The sequence below is a fragment of the Inquilinus sp. YAF38 genome, assembly GCF_052113205.1.
Lineage (GTDB): Bacteria > Pseudomonadota > Alphaproteobacteria > DSM-16000 > Inquilinaceae > Inquilinus.
Genome location: NZ_JBFRCU010000065.1, coordinates 12,131 through 33,421 on the forward strand (window position 1 = coordinate 12,131; position 21,291 = coordinate 33,421).

Below are 21,291 nucleotides of genomic sequence, written 5' to 3' on the forward strand. Positions count from 1 at the left end.
TTCTTGCGGTCAAACTCAGTGGCCCGCCGTAACCGGGCCGGGCTCCGCCGCCGTCTCGATCTCTGCTTCCTGCGGCCTGGCGCTTGCCGGGCGCGGGGCGATCGGGATCAGCCAGATGGTGACGAAGGTCAGCACCGCCATCGCCACCACGCCCAGGAAGGTCCAGTGCAACGCCTGGTCGAAGACGCCGCGGACGGACGGGTTGGCGGCCAGCTCGGCCAGGCCCGCCGGCTGGTTCAGCACGTCGTGCACGCTCGCTGCCAGCGCGCCGCTGCCGAAATGGGCGATGCCGATGTTCAGGATGGCGCCCAGCGCGGTGGCGCCGATGGTGCTGCCCAGGTTGCGGGCGAAGATGATCGACGCCGTGGCGCTGCCGCGCATCGACCATTCGACGCTGTCCTGCACCACGGCGATGGTGGTCAGGCTGATCAGCCCCATGCCGAAGCCCATGATGAAGGCGCCGGCGCCGGCCACCACCGGGTGGGTCTGCGGCGTCAGGAACAGCAGGAAGCTGGCGCCGATCGGGAACAGCAGGCTGCCGACCCGCAGGGTGCGGCGGACGCCGAAGGCTCGGTACAGCCGCTGCGACAGCATCACCGCCAGCGGCCAGCCGAACACCAGCATGCTCAGGGTGAAGCCGGCGGTGATCGGCGACCGGCCCAGCACGCCCTGGACATAGACCGGCAGGATGGTGGTCAGGCCGATCAGCGCCATGCCGGCCAGGAGGGTGGCGATGTTGCTGGTCGCGACCAGCCGGCGGCCCCACAGCTCGAGCGAGATGATCGGCTCCGGCGCCCGCCGCTCCTGCCACAGGAATAGCCAGCCCGCGACCAGGAACAGCAGCGCCAGGCCGCCCAGCACCCAGCCATCGGCGTCGGTCTCGGTCAGGATCACCAGCAGCGACACGATGGCGGCCGAGAACAGCGCGGCGCCGGTGTAGTCGATCCGGACCTGGCGCGGCTGGATCGATTCCCGCAGGAACAGCAGGAAGCCCAGGATGGTCAGCACGCCGAAGGGCAGGTTGAGCCAGAAGATCCAGGCCCAGGACAGGTGGTCGACGATGACGCCGCCGGCCAGCGGCCCGATGACGGCGGAGGTGGCCCAGACGCTGGCCATCATGCCCTGTGCCCGGCCGCGCTCCTCCAGCTTGTACAGGTCGCCGATCACCGTCATCGTCACCGGCGTGATCGCGCCGGCGCCCAGGCCCTGCAGCAGCCGGAACAGGATCAGCGATCCCATCGACCAGGCGAAGCCGCACAGCACCGACCCGGCCAGGAACAGCGCCGTGCCGCCGACCAGGACCGGCTTGCGGCCGAACACATCCGACATCTTGCCGTAGATGACCGTGGTGGTGGACTGCGCCAGCAGGAAGGCCGAGAACACCCAGCTGTAATAGGTGAAGCCGCCGAGCTCGCCGACGATGCGGGGCATGGCGGTGGCGACGATCGTCGCCTCGATGGCGACCATGAAGGTCGCCAGCATGATCGAGGCGATGATGAACGGTCGCTTCGACCGGTCGACAGCGGTGGACATCGGCGTTCCTCGGGGACATTTCTCCAGGCCCTGGGTGGGCCTGGTGCGGCGGACAGGGCAGGGGATCTGTTCTACATTTGTCACCATGCCTGGCCGGGCAAGCTTGGCCGGGTGCCGGCTGCCATGCCGTTTTACCGCTTCGGGGCTTCGACTCGGAACCGGCGTCGGCCCGATCAATGGGGAGGGATCATGCTGTACAAGGGAAGCTGCCATTGCGGCCGCGTCGCCTTCGAGGTCGAGGGCGAGCTGGACGGCGCCGTGGCCTGCAACTGCTCGATCTGCGCCCGCAAGGGCGCGCTGCTCTGGGCGGTGCCGCATCTCGGCCTGCATGTGCAGGCGGCGCCCGTGGATCTCGGCACCTACCTGTTCAACCGCCACGCGATCCAGCACCGCTTCTGCCGGAACTGCGGCATCCACGTCTTCGCCGAGGATTCCGCGCCGGGGACGGAGCGGTCGGCCTACATCAACATCCGCTGCCTCGAGGGTATCGACCTGGCGGCGGTGCCGGTGCATCAGTTCGACGGCCGGTCGATGTAGCGACCCTGCGTCGCCGAGATCGACGGTTCAGGGCCGGGCGCCGCGGCGCGCCCAGGCCGCGACGAACAGGCAAAGCGCGATGACGGCGCCGAGCTCGGCCCAGAAGAAGACGAGGACGTCGAGCCGGACACCCAGCGGTGGCGCGCCCGGCAACGCCATGCGCAGCGCGGGCAGGGCAAAGATCACGGCGCCGAGCGCGCCGACGAGCGTGACCTCGATCCTCCGCACACCGATGAACACCAGGCTGCCGATGACCAGGGCGCAGAGCGCCATGACGATGATGGCGCCATAGATCGCGATGCCGAAGAACGCGACCGCCCCCGTGCGGCGGACCGCGAATTGGAGCTGCAGTTCATCGGCGGTCTGCGCCGCCGCCTGCTGCGCCTTCACGGTGTAGCCAAGGAGACCCTCCCAGACCGTGACACGGATCGGCAGCGGCGCCTCGGTGCCGTCCGGGCTTCGTTCGCTCGCCGCCAGCGTCATGGCCGATACATACCGGTCGAGGGGATAATCGCGAACGGTTCCATCATCGAGATCGAATTCGAAGGTGACTTCGGGGAGAGGCTGACCAGCCCCGATATGCACATGCTCGATCTGCTTGCCACGCGTGATCCGGATCAGGAAATCGCGATCAGCGGTCGTCGACGCCGTATCCGCCAGGGACGAATCAGGTGTCATGCTGATCCGCATCTGGAGAGAATCATTGACCGGATCGACCTGAACCGGCTGCAGGTAGAGCCTGACCCTGGCGTCGCCGGCCGAGGCGCCGAATTCGGTTTCGACCGGCGCGGTCGACACATCGATCCAGGCAAGCGTGAGAGCGTAGACGATCACACACCCGGCCAGCAGCGCGGCCAGCACCATCGCCCGGCGCGGCAGCGAGGCGGGCCGTCCCGGTGAGGCTTGTTCTCCGGCTGCATCGGCTGCCGATTTGTCAGGGACGTCCATGGCCTCGCGCCGCGGTTTTCCGGATCATTTCAAAGCCGAGGCAGGGGCGGCAAGGCCAGATCGGCCGGCTACCCCCTAAGCCTTAGTCCCGGTCCAGCCCCGGAATGCCCGGCAGCGCGGTGGCGAGGTGGTCGACGAAGGCGCGGACCCGGCGCGGCACGAAGCGCCCGGAGGGGTAGACCGCATGTACCTCCAATGGAGCGTAGGCATAGTCCGGCATCACCCGCACCAGCACGCTCTGGTCGAGCAGCGGCTGCACCAGCGGCAGCTGGGCGCCGCCGATGCCGATGCCGGCGCGGATCGCCTCGATCAGCACGAAGGCATTGTTGGCCAGGAAGCGCGACCGCACCCGCACCTCCAGCGGCCCGTCCGGGCCGACCAGCGGCACCGCCTCGCCGGACGTGGCCCAGCTGAAGCGCACATGCGGATGGCCGGCCAGCTCCTCCGGCGTTTCCGGGCCGCCGTGGGCGGCGACGTAGGCGGGCGAGGCCACCAGGATCCGGCGCAACGTCGCCAGGCGCCGCGCCACCAGGCCGGGCGAGGCCAGGGCGCCGAGGCGAATGGCGAGATCGACGCCCTCGCCGATCAGGTCGGCATAGCGGTCATCGGCGATCAGCTCGACCGCCAGTTCCGGGTGGTGCTGCTGGAAGCCGATCAGGATCGGCGCCAGATGCGCCTGACCCAGCCCGGCCGGCGCATGCACCCGCAGGCTTCCCGTCAGAGCGTCCGACGCCTCGGCCAGCCCGTCCTCGGCATCGGCCACCGCCTCGAGGATGCGGCGGGCCTGGGCGAGGTAGCGCTCGCCCGCCTCGGTCGGGGCCAGGCGGCGGGTGCTGCGGTTGAGCAGGCGCACGCCCAGCCGCCGCTCCAGTGCCGTCACCTGCTGGCTGACTGCCGGCTGGGTCAGGCCGAGATCCCGCGCCGCCGCCGAGAGGCTGCCGAGCTGCGCCACCCGCACGAAGGTGGCCATGGTTGTGAAGCGGTCCATCGCCGATCTCAAAGTGTTGCTTATGGATGATAGTCGATCCGATCATCTACTCAATCCATGATGAATGAATGATCTCTAGGCCGGAGCCTGCGGGCGATCGGAATGGAGAGAGAGATGGACCGGAAGACGGCGCTGGTGGTCGGGGCCCAGGGGGTGATCGGCCGCAACCTGGTGGAGCATCTGGCGACGCTGGAGGATTGGCAGGTGATCGGCCTGTCGCGCCGCGGCGGCGAGGCGGCGGGCCGGGTCCGGCACATCGCGGTCGACCTGCTCGACCCCGCCGATGCGCGGGACAAGCTGGGGGACCTGCGCGAGGTCACCCACATCTTCTACGCCGCCTTCCAGGACCGGCCGAGCTGGGCCGAGCTGGTGGCGCCGAACCTGGCCATGCTGGTCAATGCGGTGGAGGCGGCGGAGGCGCCGGGGCTGCGCCATGTCAGCCTGATGCAGGGCTACAAGGTCTATGGCGGCCATCTCGGCCCGTTCAAGACTCCGGCGCGGGAGGACGACCCCGGCCCGATGCCGCCGGAATTCATGATCGACCAGCTGGCTTGGCTGCGGGAGCGGGCAGAGACCCGTGGCTGGGGCTGGTCGGCGATCCGCCCGGCGGTGGTCGGCGGCACCGCGCTCGGCAACCCGATGAACCTGGCGGTCGCTATCGCCGTCTACGCCGCCATGGCGAAGGAACTCGGCCTGCCGTTCCGGTTCCCGGGCAAGCCGGGCGCCTACGACAAGCTGCTGCAGATGACCGATTCCGGCCTGCTGGCCCGGGCCACGGTCTGGGCCGCGACCGACCCGCGGGCCGCCGGCCAGGCCTTCAACATCGCCAATGGCGACCTGTTCCGCTGGACCGATCTGTGGCCGCGCCTGGCCCGGTTCTTCGAGCTCGAGGTGGCGCCGCCACTGCCGATGCCGCTCGACACCATGATGGCGGACAAGGAGCTGCTGTGGCGGTCGATGATCGCGAAGCACGGGCTGGCACCGACCCCATATCGCGACGTGTCGTCCTGGCGCTTCGCCGATTTCATCTTCGGCCTCGACTACGACATGTTCGGCGACACCACCAAGTCGCGCCTCTTCGGCTTCCATGACACAGTCGACACCGAGGCCATGTTTCTCGCCATCTTCCGCGACCTGCGCCGACGCCGGATCATTCCGTGAGTGGGCCTACCGATCACCACGGGATCGTCGCGCTCTCCCAGCGCGTGAACGTGCCCGACTGGCCGTCCGGACCGAGCAGCGCAACGCGCACCACCTCGCGGGAGCCCGCCTCGACGGATTCCGTGCCCGCATATCCGTTGAGGTTCGTCCTGGTGAAGGCGGGGGAGACCAGGTTGACCTTGATCCCGGTCCCCTCCAGCTCGATCATCATGGCCAGGCTGATGGCGTTGAGTGCGGTCTTGGACGCCGGGTACACGGGGCCGAAGATCGCGCGATAGGGGAAGGCCGGGTCCGCGTTCATCGCCAGCGAGCCGACGCCGCTCGACACGTTGACGATGCGGGCGTCCGGGGATTCCCGCAACAGTGGCAGCATCGCCTGATAGACGGCGAGGACGCCGAACACGTTGGTCTCCCACACCGCACGCATTTCATCGAGCGACACGGTGCTCGGCCGGGTCGACCTTGCGTATTCCTCGACGGACTGGCCGGGCCGCTTGTTCGTGTTCGAGATCGCCGCGTTCTGGACCAGCAGGTCGAGGCGGCCAAGCTCCTGGCGGATGCGCTCCGCCGCGGCGGCGATCGAAGCCGGATCCGTCACGTCGAGCTGGAGCGCGATGGCGCCCGGCCCGATCTCCCGGGCCGCGACCTCGCCGCGCGCGAAATCGCGCGACCCGACCAGCACCGTGACGCCGTTGGCCACGAGCTCCCTGGTGACCTGGAGACCGACTCCCTGATTGGCCCCGGTGACCAGGGCCACGCGCTTGTCGTGCATGATCATCTCCTTCGATGGTTCACTCATGCGGCGGCGCGTTCGGTGGCGGGCCGGCGACGCAGATCGGCCTTCAGGATCGATGGCGGAACATAGGCGGCGCCGTTCGGCCCGACATCGGTCCCGGGCGGGACGATCTCGTCGATCCGGTCGAGGATGTCGTCGCCGAGACGAACTTCGGCGCCGGCGAGCAGGTCGTCGATCTGCGGCATCGTCCGCGGCCCGAGAATGGCCGAGGTCACGCCCCGATGGGCCATGACGAAGGCCATCGCCATGTGGGTGAGGGACAGGCCGGCCTCTGCCGCCAGCGGCAGCAGCAATTCGACCGCATCGAGGTTGCGCTCGTCGGACATCTGCTGGGGGAAGACCCTGGCGCGCAGGCTGTCCGGCATCGGCTGCCCCTTGCGGTAGCGCCCGGTGAGCATGCCTTTCGACAGCGGGCTCCAGACCATCACGCCCATGCCATGGCGTTCGCAGGTGGGGAGCACGTCGCGCTCGATGCCCCGGTCGAGGATCGAGTAAGGCGGCTGCTCCGTGCGGAAGCGGGCGAGACCGCGGCGTTCGGCGACCCACTGGGCCTCGACGATCTCCGAGACCGGGAAGGTTGAGGATCCGATGGCACGCACCTTGCCGGCCCGCATCAGATCGGTGAGCGCCGAGAGGGTCTCCTCGATGTCGGTATCGGGCGCCGGGCGATGGATCTGGTAGAGGTCGATGTGGTCGGTCTGGAGGCGGCGCAGCGAGTGCTCCACCGCCTCGATGATCCAGCGGCGTGAGTTGCCCTGCTGGTTCGGATCGTCGCCCATGGGCCCATGGACCTTGGTGGCGAGCACGATGCGGTCGCGTCGGCCCTTGAGCGCCTTGCCGACGATCTCCTCGGAGTCACCGGCGCTGTAGCGGTCGGCGGTGTCGATGAAGTTGATGCCGAAATCCAGGGCCCTGTGGATGATGCGGACGCAGTCGTCGTGATCGCGGTTGCCGATGCCTCCGAACATCATCGCGCCGAGGCAGTATGGGCTGACCTTGATGCCGGTTCGTCCCAGCGGGCGATACTGCATGGCAATCTCCTGTCTGTATCGATGAATGGCCAATGCCGCCAGGTTGCGCTATGAAGCGTAAGCGGAACAGCCGTCCGCTTTATACGGAGGGATGTTCCGTTTATCAAGAGGCCATTTCTCGAAGAGGGTGTGGTGCGCGACAAGGCGGAAGACGATCGGGAAGGCCGGGAGCGCCCGGATCGGCGCGTGCGCGCCGACGCCCGGCGCAACATCGATACCTTGCTCCAGACGGCCCTGGCGGTGTTCGCGACCTCCGGCGTGGACGCTCCGATCCGGGAGATCGCCGAGAAGGCCGGCGTCGGCGTCGGCACGGTCTACCGCCACTTTCCGCAGCGAGCCGACCTGATCGCAGCCGTCTTCCGTCGCGAAATCGACGCCTGCGCCGATGCGGCGCCGATCCTGTCGGCCGAGCGCGGGCCCTTCGGAGCCCTGGCCGGCTGGATGCAGCGATATGCGGCCTTCATCGCCGCCAAACGCGGGCTCGCCAAGGCTCTGCACTCGGGAGATCCGGCGTTCGACACTTTGCCGGGCTACTTCGACCAGCGGCTCCGGCCCGTCCTGCGCACCCTTCTCGAGGCTGCCGCCACCGCCGGCGAGGTTCGCGCCGATGTCGATGCGGACGATCTTCTGGGCGCGGTGGCGAGCCTGTGCATGTCGGCCCACAATGCCGGGCCCGGGCGCGCGGAGCGCATGGTCGCTCTCCTCGTCGACGGGCTTCGCCACGGTGCGAGCCGATCGGCGAACATGCCAGCCTGAGCCGCAAGCCGCGCCGCCATCGAGCAGCAGGCCGAGGCCGTAATCGAACGCCGCCGCATCCGGTTTCTTCCACGACACGGTCGACACCGGGGCCATGCTCATCGACATCTTCCTCGACCTGCGCCGGCGCCGGATCATCCCGTGACGCCTCTCAGACTCCTGCCATTCTCCTGGATGGGGATCGCCATTTCGGCACAACAAAGCCGCAATTGAATGGTAGAAAAGGAATGCTCTGATATTCAGAGAACGCAAGAAATCGGACTACATAATTTGATATGTTGTTGATGCACTAGTCGGCAGAGGCGCCTGCGCTCTCCGACTGCGCCGATTGACTGAAAGTCATAAGAAAACGCGTGGCGGCGAAGGATCTGCCGCCACGATATCTCCTGGGCAATGCGAGACCGAATTGCGGGCCGGACATCCACGCCGCTGGCGGCGGGGCGACACCGGCTTTGCGCGCAGTCAGACGCAGTTCCGCACCTGCCTCCCCCAATCGCGGAGGCTGGCTCTCCGCACCCAGGAGGCCTTTTATGGCAAAGAGACCCGAACCCTCGAAGGAGCAGGGCGTCACCGTCCGCGTGGCCCTGCCCGACGATGAGCGTGCCCGCCAGGCGTCGCTCGCCGTCTATGCCTTTTCCCAGGGCGGCAAGCTGATGGATGTGAAGCCGCTGGACGGGAAGGGCGAGGTCGCCCTGCGCGTGCCGATCGGCGCCGAGGGCACCAATCTCCGGCTGCTGGTCGGCCCGCGGCTGGAGGACCAGGACCGCTCGGTCGCCGAGCTGATGCGCCGCGGCGCGGTCGAGCGCCACCTGCGGGTCGATCGCGGCGCCGAGCGCCTGGCAATCGACATCCCGGTCCGCCTCGAGACCATCCTGTGCTGGCTGCGCGGCCTGTGCGTGGTCCGCGGCACGGTGCTGAAGCGCACCTCGCTGGGCGGGCAAAGCATCGACCTGCCGGTCTGCAACGCCACGGTCGAAGTCTATGAGGTCGACCGCTTCCCGTTGATCCTGCCGAAGCTGCCGAAGCTGGTGTTCGACCGGCTGCGCGACATCATCCTGCACCCGGTGCCGCTGCCCGATCCGATCCCGGATCCGCTGCCGGGCCCGTTCCCCGGGCCGTTCCCGCCCGGCCCGGACCCGGCGCCGTTCCAGGGTGCCGCCATGCTGCGCCGGCTGAGCCCGGAGATCGCGCCGCAGATGGCCCACAGCCATGCCGAGGCGGCCACCGCCCTGGCCGGGCTGGACCAGGCCAGCGCCCTGCGCTTTGCCGCGCGGACGGCCAGCGACCTCGACTTCCAGCGCGTCCTGCTGGATCACGAACTGCTGCTGCGGCCGATCTTCTGCATCCTGTTCCCCGGCTTCTTCACCAAGCAGCTGGTGGCCACGGCGCACACCGACGACTGCGGCCACTTCCGTACCCTGTTCTTCCAGGGCTGCCACAACCACGACACGCCGGACCTGTACTTCAAGGTCAAGCAGCGCTTCCTGTGGTGGGACATCGTCATCTACGGGCCGACGCCGGTGCCCTGCTACACGCGGTGGAACTACGCTTGCGGCAGCGAGGTCACGCTGATCACGCACCATCCGCTGGCGCGCACCTGCCCGCCCTGCGAGCCGGTGGTGGCCGGCGACAACTGGGTGCTGTTCACCGCGATCGGCCAGACCTCGATGAACGCGATCTTCGGCAATTCGCAGGCGCTGCAGGGCGGCACGACCGCGGCCAATCGCGGCCTGACCGGCGGCGGCGCGCCGTTCGGCGGCACGCTCAGGCCGCAGCTGCTGTTCGACAACAGCCTGCGCGAGACCCTGGGGGTTAAGTACTACCGCCTGTTCTGGCGCCGCGCCGGCACCGTGCCCTGGATCCAGATGATCGGCGACGTCGGCCGCCACTACACCTATGACGGCGGCGGCGGGCAGCCGGTCAGCTCGCTCTACAAGCTGGGGCCGCTGTCGCCGCCGGACGCGCCGGTGGCGAACCTGTTCGAGATCCCGCCCTCCCTGCCGCCTCAGGGCGTCTGGGGTCCGGTGATCGCGCCGATCGACTACCAGAACGGCGTGTTCGATACCACGCTGCCGTCGCCGGGCATCACCTACAATGCGAATGGCGCGGAGGTCGGCATCGACCAGTCCGGCAAGTTCGAGATCCGGCTCGAGCTGTTCGACACTGCCGGCAACCCGGTCGACATCGCGGCACTCGGCATTCGCTACTTCGTGCCGGATGTCGACAACCTGGCCGGCACGATCACCACGGTCGATGCTGCGCCGCTCGGCCTGGTCGACGGCAACGCCATGGTCGTGACGGTGCATGTCGACAACAACCCGACCTATGCCGAGATCGACGCCCCGACCATCGGCGCGGCCTCGGCCGACCCGTGCTGCGGCGTGCTCGGCTTCACCCCGGGCGACATGGTCACGCTGCCATGGCGGGCGAAGCACAAGAACGGCTTCGCCAGCTACAGCGTCGTCACCAAGCGGGTCGACGAGGTGGTGTTCTCGACCTCCGGGCCGGTCGGGCTGGTCGGCAACCACAGCACGGTGCAGAGCGCGCAGGGGCTGATGGACGCCAACCTGCCGCCCGGCTGCCTGCCCGGCGGCTGCAACGTCGCCGCCTTCGCCTCGGCCGAATACGTCGCGGCGATGGCGACCGACGGCTGGAGCCGGCTGCAGTATCTCGACAGCGCCGATTTCGAGGCCTTCACCCTGAGCCGGGGCGGCGTGGCCTAGGATCTGAGCTTGGCCAGGGGCTCTCCGCTTCGGCGGGGAGCCCTTCCGGCGCATCACGCCGCGCTGCCGCGAACAAGCGCCAGTTTCGCCGCGATGCCGTCGAGCAGCAGGCCGAGGCCATAGTCGAACGCCGCATCCGGGTCGGCGTCGCGCACCGCCGCCATGCCCTCGGCCAGCAGCGGATAGGCGGCCAGCTCCGCGGCGGCCATGCGCTCGCCTTCGCGCTCGCCGGCGTCGGCGGCATCGGCCTGCTCCTCCAGCACCCAGCCCACCACGTAGCGGCCGATCGCGATCTCGGCGCGCAGCGCATCGGCCGGGCTGAGGCCCGCCGCGCACAGCAAGGCCGTCTCGGATTCGACCACGGCGAATTCTTCCGGCTCCGGCCGGGTGCCGGCGTGCAGCCGGGCGCCGTCGCGGCGCGCCAGCAACCCCCGCCGGAATCGGCGCGCATCTTCGGCGATCCAGTCCCGCCATTCGGTGCCGGGGTCGACCGGCTGATCCATCCCGGCCTCGACCATCATCGCTTTGGCCATGGTGTCCAGGAGGGCGCGCTTGTTCCTGAAGTGCCAGTACAGGGCGGGGGACTGCACGCCCAGCCGCTCGGCCAGGCGGCGGGTGCTCAGCCCGTCGATGCCGACCTCGTCCAGCAGATCCAGCGCCGTCCGGATCACCACGTCCCGCTGCAGCTTCATCGCCCGCGTCCCACTGCCGTCCCTTCCCCTTTTCGTCATTCCCGCGAAAGCGGGAATCTCTTGTTGGTCTGCCCTTGACGAGATCCCCGCTTTCGCGGGGATGACGGCAGAGGAGAAGCGGAACCGCCTCCCTGCCCACTTGACATCCTAGCTACGATTAGCTCCTTATCGGTGATAAATTTATCACCGATAAGGACTCGCAATCATGGTCTCCATCGCCCCGGCCGTGGCGGAAAAGCTGGAGCGGATCCCGGCCGCGCTGTGGCGCCAGGCCGCCATCCTGGTCGGCGGCGGCTTCCTGTCGCGGCTCACCACCTCGATCGTGAACATCGGCCTGACGCCGATGGGCGAGGGCTTCGGCGTGTCGCTCGACACCATGCAATGGGTGGCGACCGGCTATCTGCTGGCCCTGGCCGCCTCGATCCCGGTCAGCGCCTGGGCGGCGCGGCGGATCGGGCCGACCCGGCTGTGGTTCGCCAGCCTGGCCCTGTTCATCCTGGCCTCGGTCGCCTGCGCCCTGTCGGCCACGGCCGGGCGGCTGATCGCGGCGCGGGTGCTGCTGGGGCTGTGCGGCGGCCTCCTGGTGCCGGTCGGGCAGATGCTGCTCGGCATGGCGGCCGGGCCTGGGCGGATGGGCCGGATGATGGGCACGATGGGCCTCGTCGTGGTGCTGGCCCCGGCGATCGGCTCCACCGTCGGCAGTGCGCTGCTGGCTTGGCAGGGCTGGCCCTGGCTGTTCTGGATCAACGTGCCGGTCGGCTTCGCGGCGCTGCTGGCCGGCTGGCTATGGCTGCCGCACGTGGAGGCAGGCGCCGCGGGCGAAGCCGGCCGGCTCGACATCCCCGGCCTGATGCTGATGACCCTCGGCCTGCCGCTGATGACCTGGGGCGTCGTCGCCATCGCCCAGGCTGGCGGCTTCGGCGCCGCGGCGGCGGATGGCGCACTGCTGCTCGGCCTCGCCCTGATCGCCGGCTTCGTGCTGCGGGCGCGGCGGATGGAGGCGCCGCTGATCCGCATCGGCCTGCTGCGCGAGCGCATCTTCGGCTCGGCCGGGCTGATCCTGCTGTGCGGCGGCTTCACCGTGTACGGGGCGCAGATCGCGCTGCCGCTGTACTACCTGCTGGTGCGGCACGAGACGGTGCTCATGACCGGCCTCCTGATCCTGCCGCAGGATCTCGGCATCGCCCTGGCCATGCCGCTCAGCGGGCGGCTGGCCGACCGCTTCGGCGGCGGCCGGCTGGTGGTGGCCGGCGTCGTCCTGACCGTGCTCGGCACCGTGCCGCTGGCGTTCCTGGGGGCCCACACCAGCTATCTCTGGCTCTCCGCCGTGCTGGCGGTGCGCGGCTTCGGCATGGTGCTCTCGGGCATGCCGGCGATGACGGTGGCCCTGGCCTCGCTGCCGAAGGAGCGGGTGCCGGACGGGGTGCCGCTGCTGAACATCCTCGACCGCACCGGCGCCTCGATCGGCGCGGCGCTGGCGGTGGCGCTGTTCGGCCTGTTCCTGCCGCTGGGGCCGGCCTATCMGATGGGCGCGCTGGCCGCCTTCGACGCCACGCACGCCCTCCTGGCGCTGGTCGCGGCGCTGCCGCTGCTGCCTGCCCTGGCCCTGTTGCGGGCCGAACGGCGCTAACCCGGTTGGTCTGAGGCGTCCGCAGGGGGTGAATGCGGAGGTATTTCCGGTTGGTCGGCCGATTTGCGGCGGAGTTCAGGGATTTCGGTCACGGCTGGTCGCCGCCGTCTGTGTCGGTGGTGTCGGATAAGATGTGGCCTATGCGCTGTCTGGTTCGTCAGCGCCGAGCGGCGTCCAGGAAGGCATGGGCGAGCCCGAACTCGTGTTTGTAGGGGCACCCTCCGGAAGCACTGAGCGAACCGGTCGACCAGCCGGATCGCCCGATCCGCCGCTCCCAGCAACAACGCCCCGGCATCCGACGTGATCGCCCCGCCATCGAATGAGGCCACCACTGCACGCCCTTCAACGGGTGCAAATCCAAACCGATCTGAACTACACTCTGTCGGCATCGGGGGCCCCCTTTGATCCAAGATAAGTCGTTCTCGCAAAACAACTTTCTTAAATCCAAAGCCCCGATGCACCCTCTCAATGTGAGAAATGCGGACTAGGGACAGGTCAGGTTGATGATGCAGCTTGTTCCGCGCGACATCCACAACCAATTCACCCATGCGGGCGGTATCGCCGGCACGCACGGAGGGCCGCAGTGAATTACCTGCCGCTTATGCAGACGCATGCCGAGCCGATCCCGGCTGGCGACCTGTCAAAGCTTGAACAACTGGTCGGTGCGCCAGTCCCGCAGAGCTATGCCGACTTCCTGTCGCAAAGTAACGGCGGAAGCTTTCAGGCAGACATCGTCGCGCTACCCGAGCTCGGCACCGAGACCGTGTTGAATTATATGTTTTCGACTGTCGATGGCAGTTACGACATCGTCAGGGAATATGCCAATCTGCGCAGCATGGACCGGATACCGGTACAGACCCTGCCGATCGCGGATGATCCCGGCGGTAACCTGTTCCTGCTTAGCGTCGAGCAGGACAGAAACGGGGCCATATTCTTCTGGGACCACGAACGCGAGCCGCCGGACGGCGGGTCCGCCATCGCCGACTTCCCTAATATGACACGCGTCGCCGATGACTTCGCTACCTTCATCCGGGCGCTCAAGGAAGCTGAGGCGTGAGTGGCGCGACGCTCGAGATGCTTGGCAAGGTCCGACGAGGAATGACCGCGGCGCAATATGAGCAAGCGATCGGCACCGGCCAACGACCCATGGACTATGATCGCGCCTTTAAGGACACCCTATTCCATTTCAGGAGTTCGCTGGTCTGGGCATCGCCGTCATTTTCAGCCGCGATGGCACGATGGTCGATAGCGTGGAGTTCGACAGCGCGTTCGAGGGCGAGGTCAATGGCATCAGAATCGGTATGACCGGCGACGAGGTCGAGAGACAATTGGGGGGACGCCGCCATCGCGCGCTGCCATCTGTTGGATGCTCTTGCGATCGCCAGCACCGATCAGCCTTGCCACATAGGCTGGGCACATTCGTGCCCGCACCTTGTGGCGCAGAGCATCGAGAAAGGGCGTAAGCTAGCGCCCCAGATCGGCTTTCCAGTTCTCGTCCATGGCCGGCCCTCCACGACGCCGACCACCCCTGAATCACGCAAATCGGATCTCGGGAAGCCCTACTAACGAGCCCGGCCGCGGCGGTCGGGCCGCGGACCATCCGCCCGGGGCGGCCGCGCTGGCTGGGTGGCGCGGTAGCGGTCGAGCATCCGGGCGAAGCTGGCGAGGAGGGCGGTCTCGATCTCCGGCCGCCCCTCCAGCCGGCTCAGCAGGAAGGCCGAGGATTCCAGCGTCGACAGCGCCTCGTGCCGCGGCTCGCGCCGCAGCTTGCCGTACAGCGACGGGCGCTGCGGCTTCAGCGCGATGCGCCGTCCCTTCAGCATCCAGGCGTTGCGCCACCACAGCGTCTTGGCCTGGCTCCAGGTGCCGTCCAGCACCACCACGCCTTCGATCTCGTCCAGCGCCGCCTCCTGCTCGGGCAGCGGCGCGCCCTTCCTGTCCAGCACCACCAGCTCGCGGCCCGGCGGGAAATCCTCCGGGCGCATCGAGCCGAGATACAGCACGGCCCAGCGCTTCGGATCGGCTGGCCGGCCCAGCGCCGCGGTCAGGCTGGGCCAGGACAGCCCGATCTTGAACACGGCGTCGGTCAGGTGCAGCGCGGTCAGCCGGGCGGTGCCCAGCTCCTTCGCCTGCTCCTGCGGGTGCTGCAGGATCAGCAGGCCGATCCGGTTCTTGATCGGCACCACCGTGTCGCAGACGCACAGCGCCACCGGCTTCAGGCAGCGCGGGCACTCGGCATCCGGCGCCGCGGGCTCGGGGGCGGTGTCGTCGGTCTCGATGGGATCGGTCATCCCGGTGTTGAACCGCAGTCCCGGGGCGCTGGCAAGCGGGGATCGATCGCGCCGGGCCGGCTACAGCCAGCCCCAGCGTTTGAAGCGCCAGTACAGGAAGCCGCAGAGGCAGACGATCCCGCCCAGCACGATGTAATAACCGTAGGGCAGGCGCAGCTCCGGCATGTTGTCGAAATTCATGCCGTAGATGCCGGCGATCGCGGTGGGCACTGCCAGGATCGCGGCCCAGGCGGCGAATTTCCGCTGCACCTGGTTCTGGCGCGAGGATTCCAGCAGCAGCCCGGCCTCGAAGGTGTGGGTGACGATCTCGCGCAGCGCGTCGATGTGGTCGCTGACCCGCTTCACATGGTCGGCGACGTCGCGGAAATAGGGGTGCATCGCCTCGTCGATGCATTCCGAGCCGGTGTGCTCCAACTGCTTGCACACCTCGGCGGTGGGGGTGACGGTGCGGCGGATCACCATCAGCTCGCGGCGCAGCGCGTGGATGCGTTCGATGTCGGACGCGGTCAGCGGCACCCTCAGCACCCGCTGCTCCAGCGCCGTCACCTCGGCCTCGATCGCCTCCACCACCGGGGTGTAGTTGTCGACCACGAAGTCCAGGATCGAATAGAGGATGAAATCCTCGCCGTGCTTCAGCAGCGCGGGGTTGGCCTCCGCCCGTTCCCGCACCTTGATGTAGGAGGAGGGGCCGTGCCGCACCGCGATGACGTAGCCGGGGCCGACGAAGAGATGGGTCTCGCCGAACTCGGTATGGTCCTTCACCCGGTGGGCGGTGCGCAGCACCACGAACAGGGCGTCACCATAGGTCTCCAGCTTCGGCCGCTGATGCGCGTTCAGCGCGTCCTCGATCGCCAGCGGATGCAGTCCGAACTGTTGCGCCACGTCGCGCAACTCGGCCTCCTCCGGCTCGTGGATGCCGATCCAGACGACATGGCCGGGCTTCTGCGACCAACTCTTGCCCTCCGACAGGGCGATCTCGGCGACCCGTCGGCCCTCGGCATAGGCGACGGCGGCAATCACACGACCCAAGGCGTTCCTCCGATGTCCGGCGCCGGCCGCACGATAGCACGGCGCCGCGGCGCCGCCAGCCGGGCCGCGGCTGGCCATGCTCCCGAATCTGGAAGCAATTGAGATTCCACCTTCATCGACATTTGTAACAGGTTGATGTTACGGTGATTCGCAATTCGGCCCGACCTGCCGAAGACCGTGGCTCAAGACGATGCAATGCCTGCCAGACTGTGCAGACAGTCGATCGCGGCTCTCCTTCTGGTTTCAGCGCTGGGGCTCGGCGGCTGCAGCTCTCTGCTGCATGAGGGCACGGCGGATCTTGCCGGCGTCGGTGGCGCGGCGGCGGCCACGGCGGTCACCAAGAACGCCCTGGTGGCGACCAGCATCGGCCTCGGCGTGCGCTCCGTCGCCAGCGCCGGGCTGCAGTATGGCGAGCGCAAGGTGCATCAGGCCGAACAGGACCGGATCGCCGCGGCCGCCGGCCCGCTGGCGGTCGGCCAGGTGGTGCGCTGGGACGTTGCGCACGACGTGCCGATCGAGGCGGACGCCCAGGGCGAGGTCACCGTCAGCCGGCTGATCGGCGCGCCGCCTCTTGCCTGCAAGGAGATCGTGTTCTCGGTCGAGGACGGGAAAGACAAGGCTTTCTACGTCGCCGTCATCTGCCAGAACGGCGAGACCTGGAAATGGGCCTCGGCCGAGCCGGCGACGGAGCGGTGGGGAGCGTTGCAGTGACGGGGGCAGTGAGGGGGCGGCGGCGCCGTCTCCCCTGGGGCCTGCTCCCCGTGCTGCTGCCGCTGGCCGGCTGCAGCATGGTGGCGGATGTCAGCGGCATCGCCACCGGCGGCACGGTCGGCGCCATCACCGCCAATCCGGTGGTCGGCTACAGCGTCGGCATGGGCACCCGGGCCGCGGTCGCCGCGGGGGTGAAATATGTGATGCGCGACCTGCACAAGGACGAGCAGGACGTGATCGCCGGCGTCGCCGGCGGGATGGGGGAAGGCGAGACCCGGCTGTGGCGGGTCGAGCACGACCTGCCCTTCGGCTATGCCGACGAGAACGGCGCGGTCCAGGTCACCCGTCTGATCGAGACGCCGCTGGCCAGCTGCAAGGAGATCCTGGTCACGATCGAGGAGGGCGAGGGCGCCAAGGCGACGCGAGGGATCTATGTCGGCAGCATCTGCCGCCAGGGGGAGACCTGGAAATGGGCCTCGGCCGAGCCGGCGGTCGAGCGCTGGGGGTCTCTGCAATAGAGCTCTGGCCAGGCAAGAGTTGTCATGGCGAGCCCCGGAGGGGCGTGGCCATCCAGAGATCGAGCCGCTGGATCGCCATCGCGACGACGGCAAATGGCGACGGAGCTGAAAGGCCGCCTCATTCCCGCGGCATGGCCGCGATCATCTCGATCTCGACTTGGGCGCCGAGCGGCAGGGCGGCGACGCCGATGGTCGAGCGGGCCGGGTAGGGGGCCCGGAAATGGCGCTCATAGACCGCGTTCATGGCGGCGAAATCGGCCATGTCGGTCAGGAACACATTGACCTTCACCACTGCGTCGAAATCCAGGTCCGCCGCTTCAAGCACATGGCCCAGATTGGCCAGGCACTGCTCGGTCTGGGCGGCGGCGTCTCCCTCGATCAGGCGGCCGGTGGCGGGATCGATCGGGGTCTGGCCGGAGAGGAAGAGCAGGTCGCTGCGTCCCACCACGCCGTGCGAATAGGGGCCGATGGCCTGCGCCTGCGCACTCGTCACAGCCTTGCGTGCCATCGCACCCCCATCTCGCCCCCTCAGGCGTGTGCCGCGCCAAGCGGCGCGAGGCGATGATGCCGCGACGGGCCGGTGGTTGGAAGAGGGATTGCGATGCCGGCAAGATTTCGCGACGGCGGCCGGCCGGAACCTTGCCCGGCCGCGCAGAAGCCCGGCCCCCCGCCGAAGCGAAGGGCCGGGTTCCGGTTCCTACTCCGCCGCCTGGGCCAGCGGCGCTTCGGGCTTCCAGCGCAGCACCGGCTTGCGGGCCGCGCCGGTCTCGTCCAGGCGCCGGCGCGGGGCATGGTAAGGCGCACCCTTGAACCACTCCGCCTGGCCGGACTTGGCCTTCTCCACCAGCGACCGCATCATGCCGATGAACTGGTCCAGCGTCGCCTTGCTTTCGGTTTCGGTCGGCTCGATCAGCATGGCGCCGTGCACCACCAGCGGGAAATACATGGTCATCGGGTGGAACCCCTCGTCGATCATCGCCTTGGCGATGTCGAGCGTGGTCACGCCGGTGTCCTTCAGCGCCCGGTCGTCGAACAGCGCCTCGTGCATGCAATAGCCGTTGGCGAAGGCCGGGGTCAGCACGTCCTTCAACCGGGCCTGCACGTAGTTGGCGTTCAGCACGGCGTCGCTGGCCACCTGCCACAGCCCGTCGGCGCCATGGCTCATCATGTAGGCGAGGGCGCGGACGAACATGCCCATCTGGCCGTGGAACGCCTTCAGCCGGCCGAAGCTGTGCTGCGGTGCGCCCGGGCGGCCGACATGCTCGGCGACGCGGAAGCCGTCGGCGTCGTGCACCACGGCCGAGATCGGGGCGTAGGGTGCCAGCGCCGCCGACAGCACCACCGGGCCGGAGCCCGGGCCGCCGCCGCCATGCGGGGTGGAGAAGGTCTTGTGCAGGTTGATGTGCATGGCGTCGACGCCCAGGTCGCCCGGACGCACCCGGCCGACGATGGCGTTGAAGTTGGCGCCGTCGCAGTAGAAGAAGGCGCCGGCCTCGTGCACCACCCGGGCGATCTCGACGATGTCGCGCTCGAACAGGCCGCAGGTGTTCGGATTGGTCAGCATGATCGCCGCCACGTCCGGTCCCAGCTTGGCCTTCAGCGCGGCGAGGTCGACATGGCCGTCCGCCGTCGCCGGGATGGCGTCGACCGTGTAGCCGATCGCCGCCGCCGTCGCCGGGTTGGTGCCATGTGCCGATTCCGGCACCAGCACCCGCCGGCGATGGCCCTCGCCGCGGGCCTCCTGGGCGGCGTGGATCGCCATCATGCCGCACAGCTCGCCATGCGCGCCCGCGGCCGGGGACAGGGCCACGGCCGGCATGTTGGTCAGCGTCTTCAGCCAATGCGCCAGGGTGTCGATCAGCTCCAGCGCGCCCTGCACGGTCGCGACCGGCTGCAGCGGGTGGATGTCGGCGAAGCCGGGCAGCCGGGCCATCCGCTCGTTCAGCCGCGGATTGTGCTTCATGGTGCAGGAGCCGAGCGGGTACAGCGCGGTGTCGATCGCCATGTTCATCCGCGACAGGCGGGTGTAGTGGCGCATCACCGTCGGCTCGGCCAAGCCGGGCAGGCCGACCCCGGCGCGCGGCTTCACCCCGCCCAGCCGCAGCTCGGCGGCCGCAGGCTCCGGCAGGTCGACGCCGCAATGGCCGGGGCTGTCCTGCTCGAAGATCAGCGCTTCCTCGATGTCGAGGCCGCGGTTGCCGGTGAAGGTGTCGGCTACAGTCATCACAGCACCTCCGACAGGCCGGCGCACAGCGCGTCGATATCGGCCTCGGTGTTGGTCTCGGTCGCCGCCACCAGAAGGAGGTCGGCCAGGGCCGGGCGGTTGGCGTAGATCCGGCTGACCGGCACGCCGCCCAGGATGCGCCGCTTGGCCAGCGCGTCGATCACCGGCTCGGCCGGCTTCGGCAGGCGGATGGTGATCTCGTTGAAGAAGCTGTCGTTCAGCACCGCCACGCCCGGCACCTTGGCCAGCTTGGCCGCCAGGGTCACGGCCTTGGCGTGGTTGATCCGCGCCAGCCTGGTGAACCCGGCCTCGCCCAGCAGCGACAGGTGGATGGTGAAGGCCAGGGCGCACAATCCGCTGTTGGTGCAGATGTTGCTGGTCGCCTTCTCGCGCTTGATGTGCTGCTCGCGGGTCGACAGGGTCAGCACATAGCCGCGCTTGCCCTCGGCGTCGACGGTCTGGCCGCACAGCCGGCCCGGCATCTGGCGCAGGAACTTCTCGCGGGTGGCGAACAGGCCGACATAGGGGCCGCCGAAGTTCAGCGAATTGCCGATCGACTGGCCCTCGCAGACCACGATGTCGGCGCCCATCTCGCCCGGCGGGGTCATCAGGCCCAGCGACACCACCTCGGTGACCGCCACGACCAGCAGCGCGCCCTTGGCGTGGCAGGCCTCGGCCAGGGCCGACAGGTCGTGGACATGGCCGAACACCGACGGGTTCTGGACCACGACGCAGGAGGTCGTGTCGTCGATCCGGCTGGCCAGGTCCTCGACCCCGTCGGGGCAGGGCACAGCCTCGTCCAAGGTGAAGCCGGTGAAGTCGGCATGGGTGCGGCAGACGTCGCGATACTGCGGGTGCAGACCGCCGGAGATCACCGCACGGCGGCGCCGGGTGACCCGGTTCGCCATCATGATGGCCTCGGCGCAGGCGGTGGACCCGTCATACATCGAGGCGTTGGCGACCTCCATCCCGGTCAGCAGGGCGACCTGGGTCTGGAACTCGAACAGGTACTGCAGCGTGCCCTGGGTGACCTCGGGCTGGTACGGTGTGTAGCTGGTCAGGAACTCGCCGCGCTGGATCAGATAGTCGACCGTGGCCGGGACGTGGTGGCGATAGGCGCCGGCGCCACAGAAGAAGGGCACCGACCCGGCCGGCACGTTCTTCGCCGCCATGGCGCCGAGCGCGCGCTCGACCTCCAGCTCGCCCTGGTGCGGCGGCAGCTCGGTCAGGGGCCCTGGCAGCCGCGCGCTCTGCGGCACGTCGCGGAACAGCTCGTCGACCGAACCGGCGCCGACAGCCGCGATCATCTCGCGGCGGTTGGAATCGGTCAGGGGCAGGTAACGCATCATTCGGCATCCTTGAGGAAGGCGTCGTAGGCGGCCTGGTCCATCAGCTCGCCAAGAGCGCTGGAATCGAACGGCTTCAGCTTGATGAACCAGCCCTCGCCGGTCGGATCCTCGTTGACCAGCTCCGGGTTTGAGCTGAGCTCCTCGTTGACCGCGGCCACCGTGCCGGCTGCCGGGGCGTAGAGCTCGCTTACCGCCTTGACCGATTCGACCGTTCCGAACGCCTCGCTGCGCTCGAACGTCCGGCCAACCTCGGGCAGCTCGACGAAGACGACGTCGCCCAGCTGCTTCGCCGCAAATTCGGTGATGCCGACGGTGGCGGTGTCGCCCTCGACGCGGATCCATTCGTGGTCCTGGGTGAATCGAAGCGTGCTCAT

22 protein-coding genes are annotated in these 21,291 nt (G+C 68.7%); 9 read left to right on the forward strand and 13 right to left on the reverse strand.

The features are described from left to right. Positions 1–15: 15 nt before the first annotated feature. A complete protein-coding gene (locus tag AB4Z01_RS24795) occupies positions 16–1,533 on the reverse strand; it encodes an MDR family MFS transporter (protein ID WP_441698527.1) in 1,518 nt (505 codons plus the stop codon). 189 nt (positions 1,534–1,722) lie between these two features. Here AB4Z01_RS24795 and AB4Z01_RS24800 point away from each other — a divergent pair, with 189 nt between their 5' ends. After that, positions 1,723–2,070 (forward strand): GFA family protein, encoded by a 348-nt coding sequence (locus AB4Z01_RS24800; protein ID WP_441698528.1) that lies wholly within the window; start codon positions 1,723–1,725, stop codon positions 2,068–2,070. A 27-nt stretch (positions 2,071–2,097) separates the two neighbouring features. Here AB4Z01_RS24800 and AB4Z01_RS24805 read toward each other — a convergent pair whose 3' ends face one another. Both AB4Z01_RS24805 and AB4Z01_RS24810 read right to left on the reverse strand, forming a co-directional pair. Further along, positions 2,098–3,018, reverse strand: a complete 921-nt coding sequence (locus AB4Z01_RS24805) for a DUF4436 family protein (RefSeq protein WP_441698529.1) — start codon at positions 3,016–3,018, stop codon at positions 2,098–2,100. 82 nt (positions 3,019–3,100) lie between these two features. Then, positions 3,101–4,006, reverse strand: a complete 906-nt coding sequence (locus tag AB4Z01_RS24810; RefSeq protein WP_441698530.1) for a LysR family transcriptional regulator — start codon at positions 4,004–4,006, stop codon at positions 3,101–3,103. A gap of 114 nt (positions 4,007–4,120) precedes the next feature. Here AB4Z01_RS24810 and AB4Z01_RS24815 point away from each other — a divergent pair, with 114 nt between their 5' ends. Continuing rightward, positions 4,121–5,167: an SDR family oxidoreductase gene (locus AB4Z01_RS24815; protein WP_441698531.1), complete on the forward strand. Its 1,047-nt coding sequence runs from the start codon at positions 4,121–4,123 to the stop codon at positions 5,165–5,167. Between the two features lie 13 nt (positions 5,168–5,180). On the opposite strand, the gene AB4Z01_RS24820 is transcribed toward AB4Z01_RS24815, so the two are convergent. Together AB4Z01_RS24820 and AB4Z01_RS24825 are read right to left on the reverse strand one after the other, a co-directional pair. Further along, on the reverse strand, positions 5,181–5,939 hold the full coding sequence (locus AB4Z01_RS24820) for an SDR family NAD(P)-dependent oxidoreductase (RefSeq protein WP_441698532.1): 759 nt from the start codon (positions 5,937–5,939) through the stop codon (positions 5,181–5,183). 23 nt (positions 5,940–5,962) lie between these two features. Continuing rightward, positions 5,963–6,994: an aldo/keto reductase gene (locus AB4Z01_RS24825; RefSeq protein ID WP_441698533.1), complete on the reverse strand. Its 1,032-nt coding sequence runs from the start codon at positions 6,992–6,994 to the stop codon at positions 5,963–5,965. Between the two features lie 132 nt (positions 6,995–7,126). Between AB4Z01_RS24825 and AB4Z01_RS24830 the strand changes: the two genes are divergently transcribed. Continuing rightward, positions 7,127–7,750, forward strand: a complete 624-nt coding sequence (locus AB4Z01_RS24830; RefSeq protein WP_441698534.1) for a TetR/AcrR family transcriptional regulator — start codon at positions 7,127–7,129, stop codon at positions 7,748–7,750. Between the two features lie 530 nt (positions 7,751–8,280). Next, positions 8,281–10,473, forward strand: a complete 2,193-nt coding sequence (locus AB4Z01_RS24835; RefSeq protein WP_441698535.1) for a hypothetical protein — start codon at positions 8,281–8,283, stop codon at positions 10,471–10,473. A 53-nt stretch (positions 10,474–10,526) separates the two neighbouring features. Here AB4Z01_RS24835 and AB4Z01_RS24840 read toward each other — a convergent pair whose 3' ends face one another. Next, entirely contained in the window at positions 10,527–11,165 is a 639-nt protein-coding gene (locus tag AB4Z01_RS24840) for a TetR/AcrR family transcriptional regulator C-terminal domain-containing protein (protein WP_441698536.1), read from the reverse strand. 205 nt (positions 11,166–11,370) lie between these two features. Here AB4Z01_RS24840 and AB4Z01_RS24845 point away from each other — a divergent pair, with 205 nt between their 5' ends. The 3 genes from AB4Z01_RS24845 (at position 11,371) to AB4Z01_RS24855 (ending at position 13,852) form a co-directional block, all read left to right on the forward strand. Next, the gene (locus AB4Z01_RS24845) at positions 11,371–12,795 is read left to right on the forward strand and encodes a DHA2 family efflux MFS transporter permease subunit (RefSeq protein ID WP_441698537.1); all 1,425 of its coding nucleotides are present in this window, start codon (positions 11,371–11,373) and stop codon (positions 12,793–12,795) included. A 506-nt stretch (positions 12,796–13,301) separates the two neighbouring features. After that, on the forward strand, positions 13,302–13,382 hold the full coding sequence (locus AB4Z01_RS24850; RefSeq protein WP_441698556.1) for an HNH endonuclease: 81 nt from the start codon (positions 13,302–13,304) through the stop codon (positions 13,380–13,382). Further along, positions 13,379–13,852 carry an SMI1/KNR4 family protein gene (locus tag AB4Z01_RS24855; protein ID WP_441698538.1) on the forward strand — a complete coding sequence of 158 codons (474 nt, stop codon included), beginning with the start codon at positions 13,379–13,381 and terminating at the stop codon, positions 13,850–13,852. The genes AB4Z01_RS24850 and AB4Z01_RS24855 overlap by 4 nt, the downstream gene beginning before the upstream one ends. A gap of 94 nt (positions 13,853–13,946) precedes the next feature. On the opposite strand, the gene AB4Z01_RS24860 is transcribed toward AB4Z01_RS24855, so the two are convergent. The 3 genes from AB4Z01_RS24860 to corA all read right to left on the reverse strand — a co-directional run bounded on the left by AB4Z01_RS24860 (position 13,947) and on the right by corA (position 16,106). Further along, positions 13,947–14,183, reverse strand: a complete 237-nt coding sequence (locus AB4Z01_RS24860; protein ID WP_441698539.1) for a hypothetical protein — start codon at positions 14,181–14,183, stop codon at positions 13,947–13,949. A gap of 174 nt (positions 14,184–14,357) precedes the next feature. Continuing rightward, complete coding sequence (locus AB4Z01_RS24865; RefSeq protein WP_441698540.1) at positions 14,358–15,086, reverse strand: tRNA-uridine aminocarboxypropyltransferase; 729 nt, start codon at positions 15,084–15,086, stop codon at positions 14,358–14,360. Positions 15,087–15,146: 60 nt separating this feature from the next. Further along, positions 15,147–16,106: a magnesium/cobalt transporter CorA gene (corA, locus tag AB4Z01_RS24870; protein WP_441698557.1), complete on the reverse strand. Its 960-nt coding sequence runs from the start codon at positions 16,104–16,106 to the stop codon at positions 15,147–15,149. 204 nt (positions 16,107–16,310) lie between these two features. Here corA and AB4Z01_RS24875 point away from each other — a divergent pair, with 204 nt between their 5' ends. Both AB4Z01_RS24875 and AB4Z01_RS24880 read left to right on the forward strand, forming a co-directional pair. Continuing rightward, a complete protein-coding gene (locus AB4Z01_RS24875; RefSeq protein WP_441698541.1) occupies positions 16,311–16,826 on the forward strand; it encodes a hypothetical protein in 516 nt (171 codons plus the stop codon). Then, entirely contained in the window at positions 16,823–17,344 is a 522-nt protein-coding gene (locus AB4Z01_RS24880; protein WP_441698542.1) for a hypothetical protein, read from the forward strand. Before AB4Z01_RS24875 ends, AB4Z01_RS24880 begins: the two co-directional genes overlap by 4 nt. A gap of 118 nt (positions 17,345–17,462) precedes the next feature. Here AB4Z01_RS24880 and AB4Z01_RS24885 read toward each other — a convergent pair whose 3' ends face one another. The 4 genes from AB4Z01_RS24885 to gcvH all read right to left on the reverse strand — a co-directional run bounded on the left by AB4Z01_RS24885 (position 17,463) and on the right by gcvH (position 21,291). Then, on the reverse strand, positions 17,463–17,852 hold the full coding sequence (locus AB4Z01_RS24885; protein WP_441698543.1) for a Rid family detoxifying hydrolase: 390 nt from the start codon (positions 17,850–17,852) through the stop codon (positions 17,463–17,465). A gap of 189 nt (positions 17,853–18,041) precedes the next feature. After that, positions 18,042–19,568 (reverse strand): aminomethyl-transferring glycine dehydrogenase subunit GcvPB, encoded by a 1,527-nt coding sequence (gcvPB, locus tag AB4Z01_RS24890; protein ID WP_441698544.1) that lies wholly within the window; start codon positions 19,566–19,568, stop codon positions 18,042–18,044. Continuing rightward, on the reverse strand, positions 19,568–20,914 hold the full coding sequence (gene gcvPA, locus AB4Z01_RS24895; RefSeq protein ID WP_441698558.1) for an aminomethyl-transferring glycine dehydrogenase subunit GcvPA: 1,347 nt from the start codon (positions 20,912–20,914) through the stop codon (positions 19,568–19,570). The genes gcvPB and gcvPA overlap by 1 nt, the downstream gene beginning before the upstream one ends. Further along, positions 20,914–21,291 (reverse strand): glycine cleavage system protein GcvH, encoded by a 378-nt coding sequence (gene gcvH, locus AB4Z01_RS24900; protein WP_441698545.1) that lies wholly within the window; start codon positions 21,289–21,291, stop codon positions 20,914–20,916. The genes gcvPA and gcvH overlap by 1 nt, the downstream gene beginning before the upstream one ends.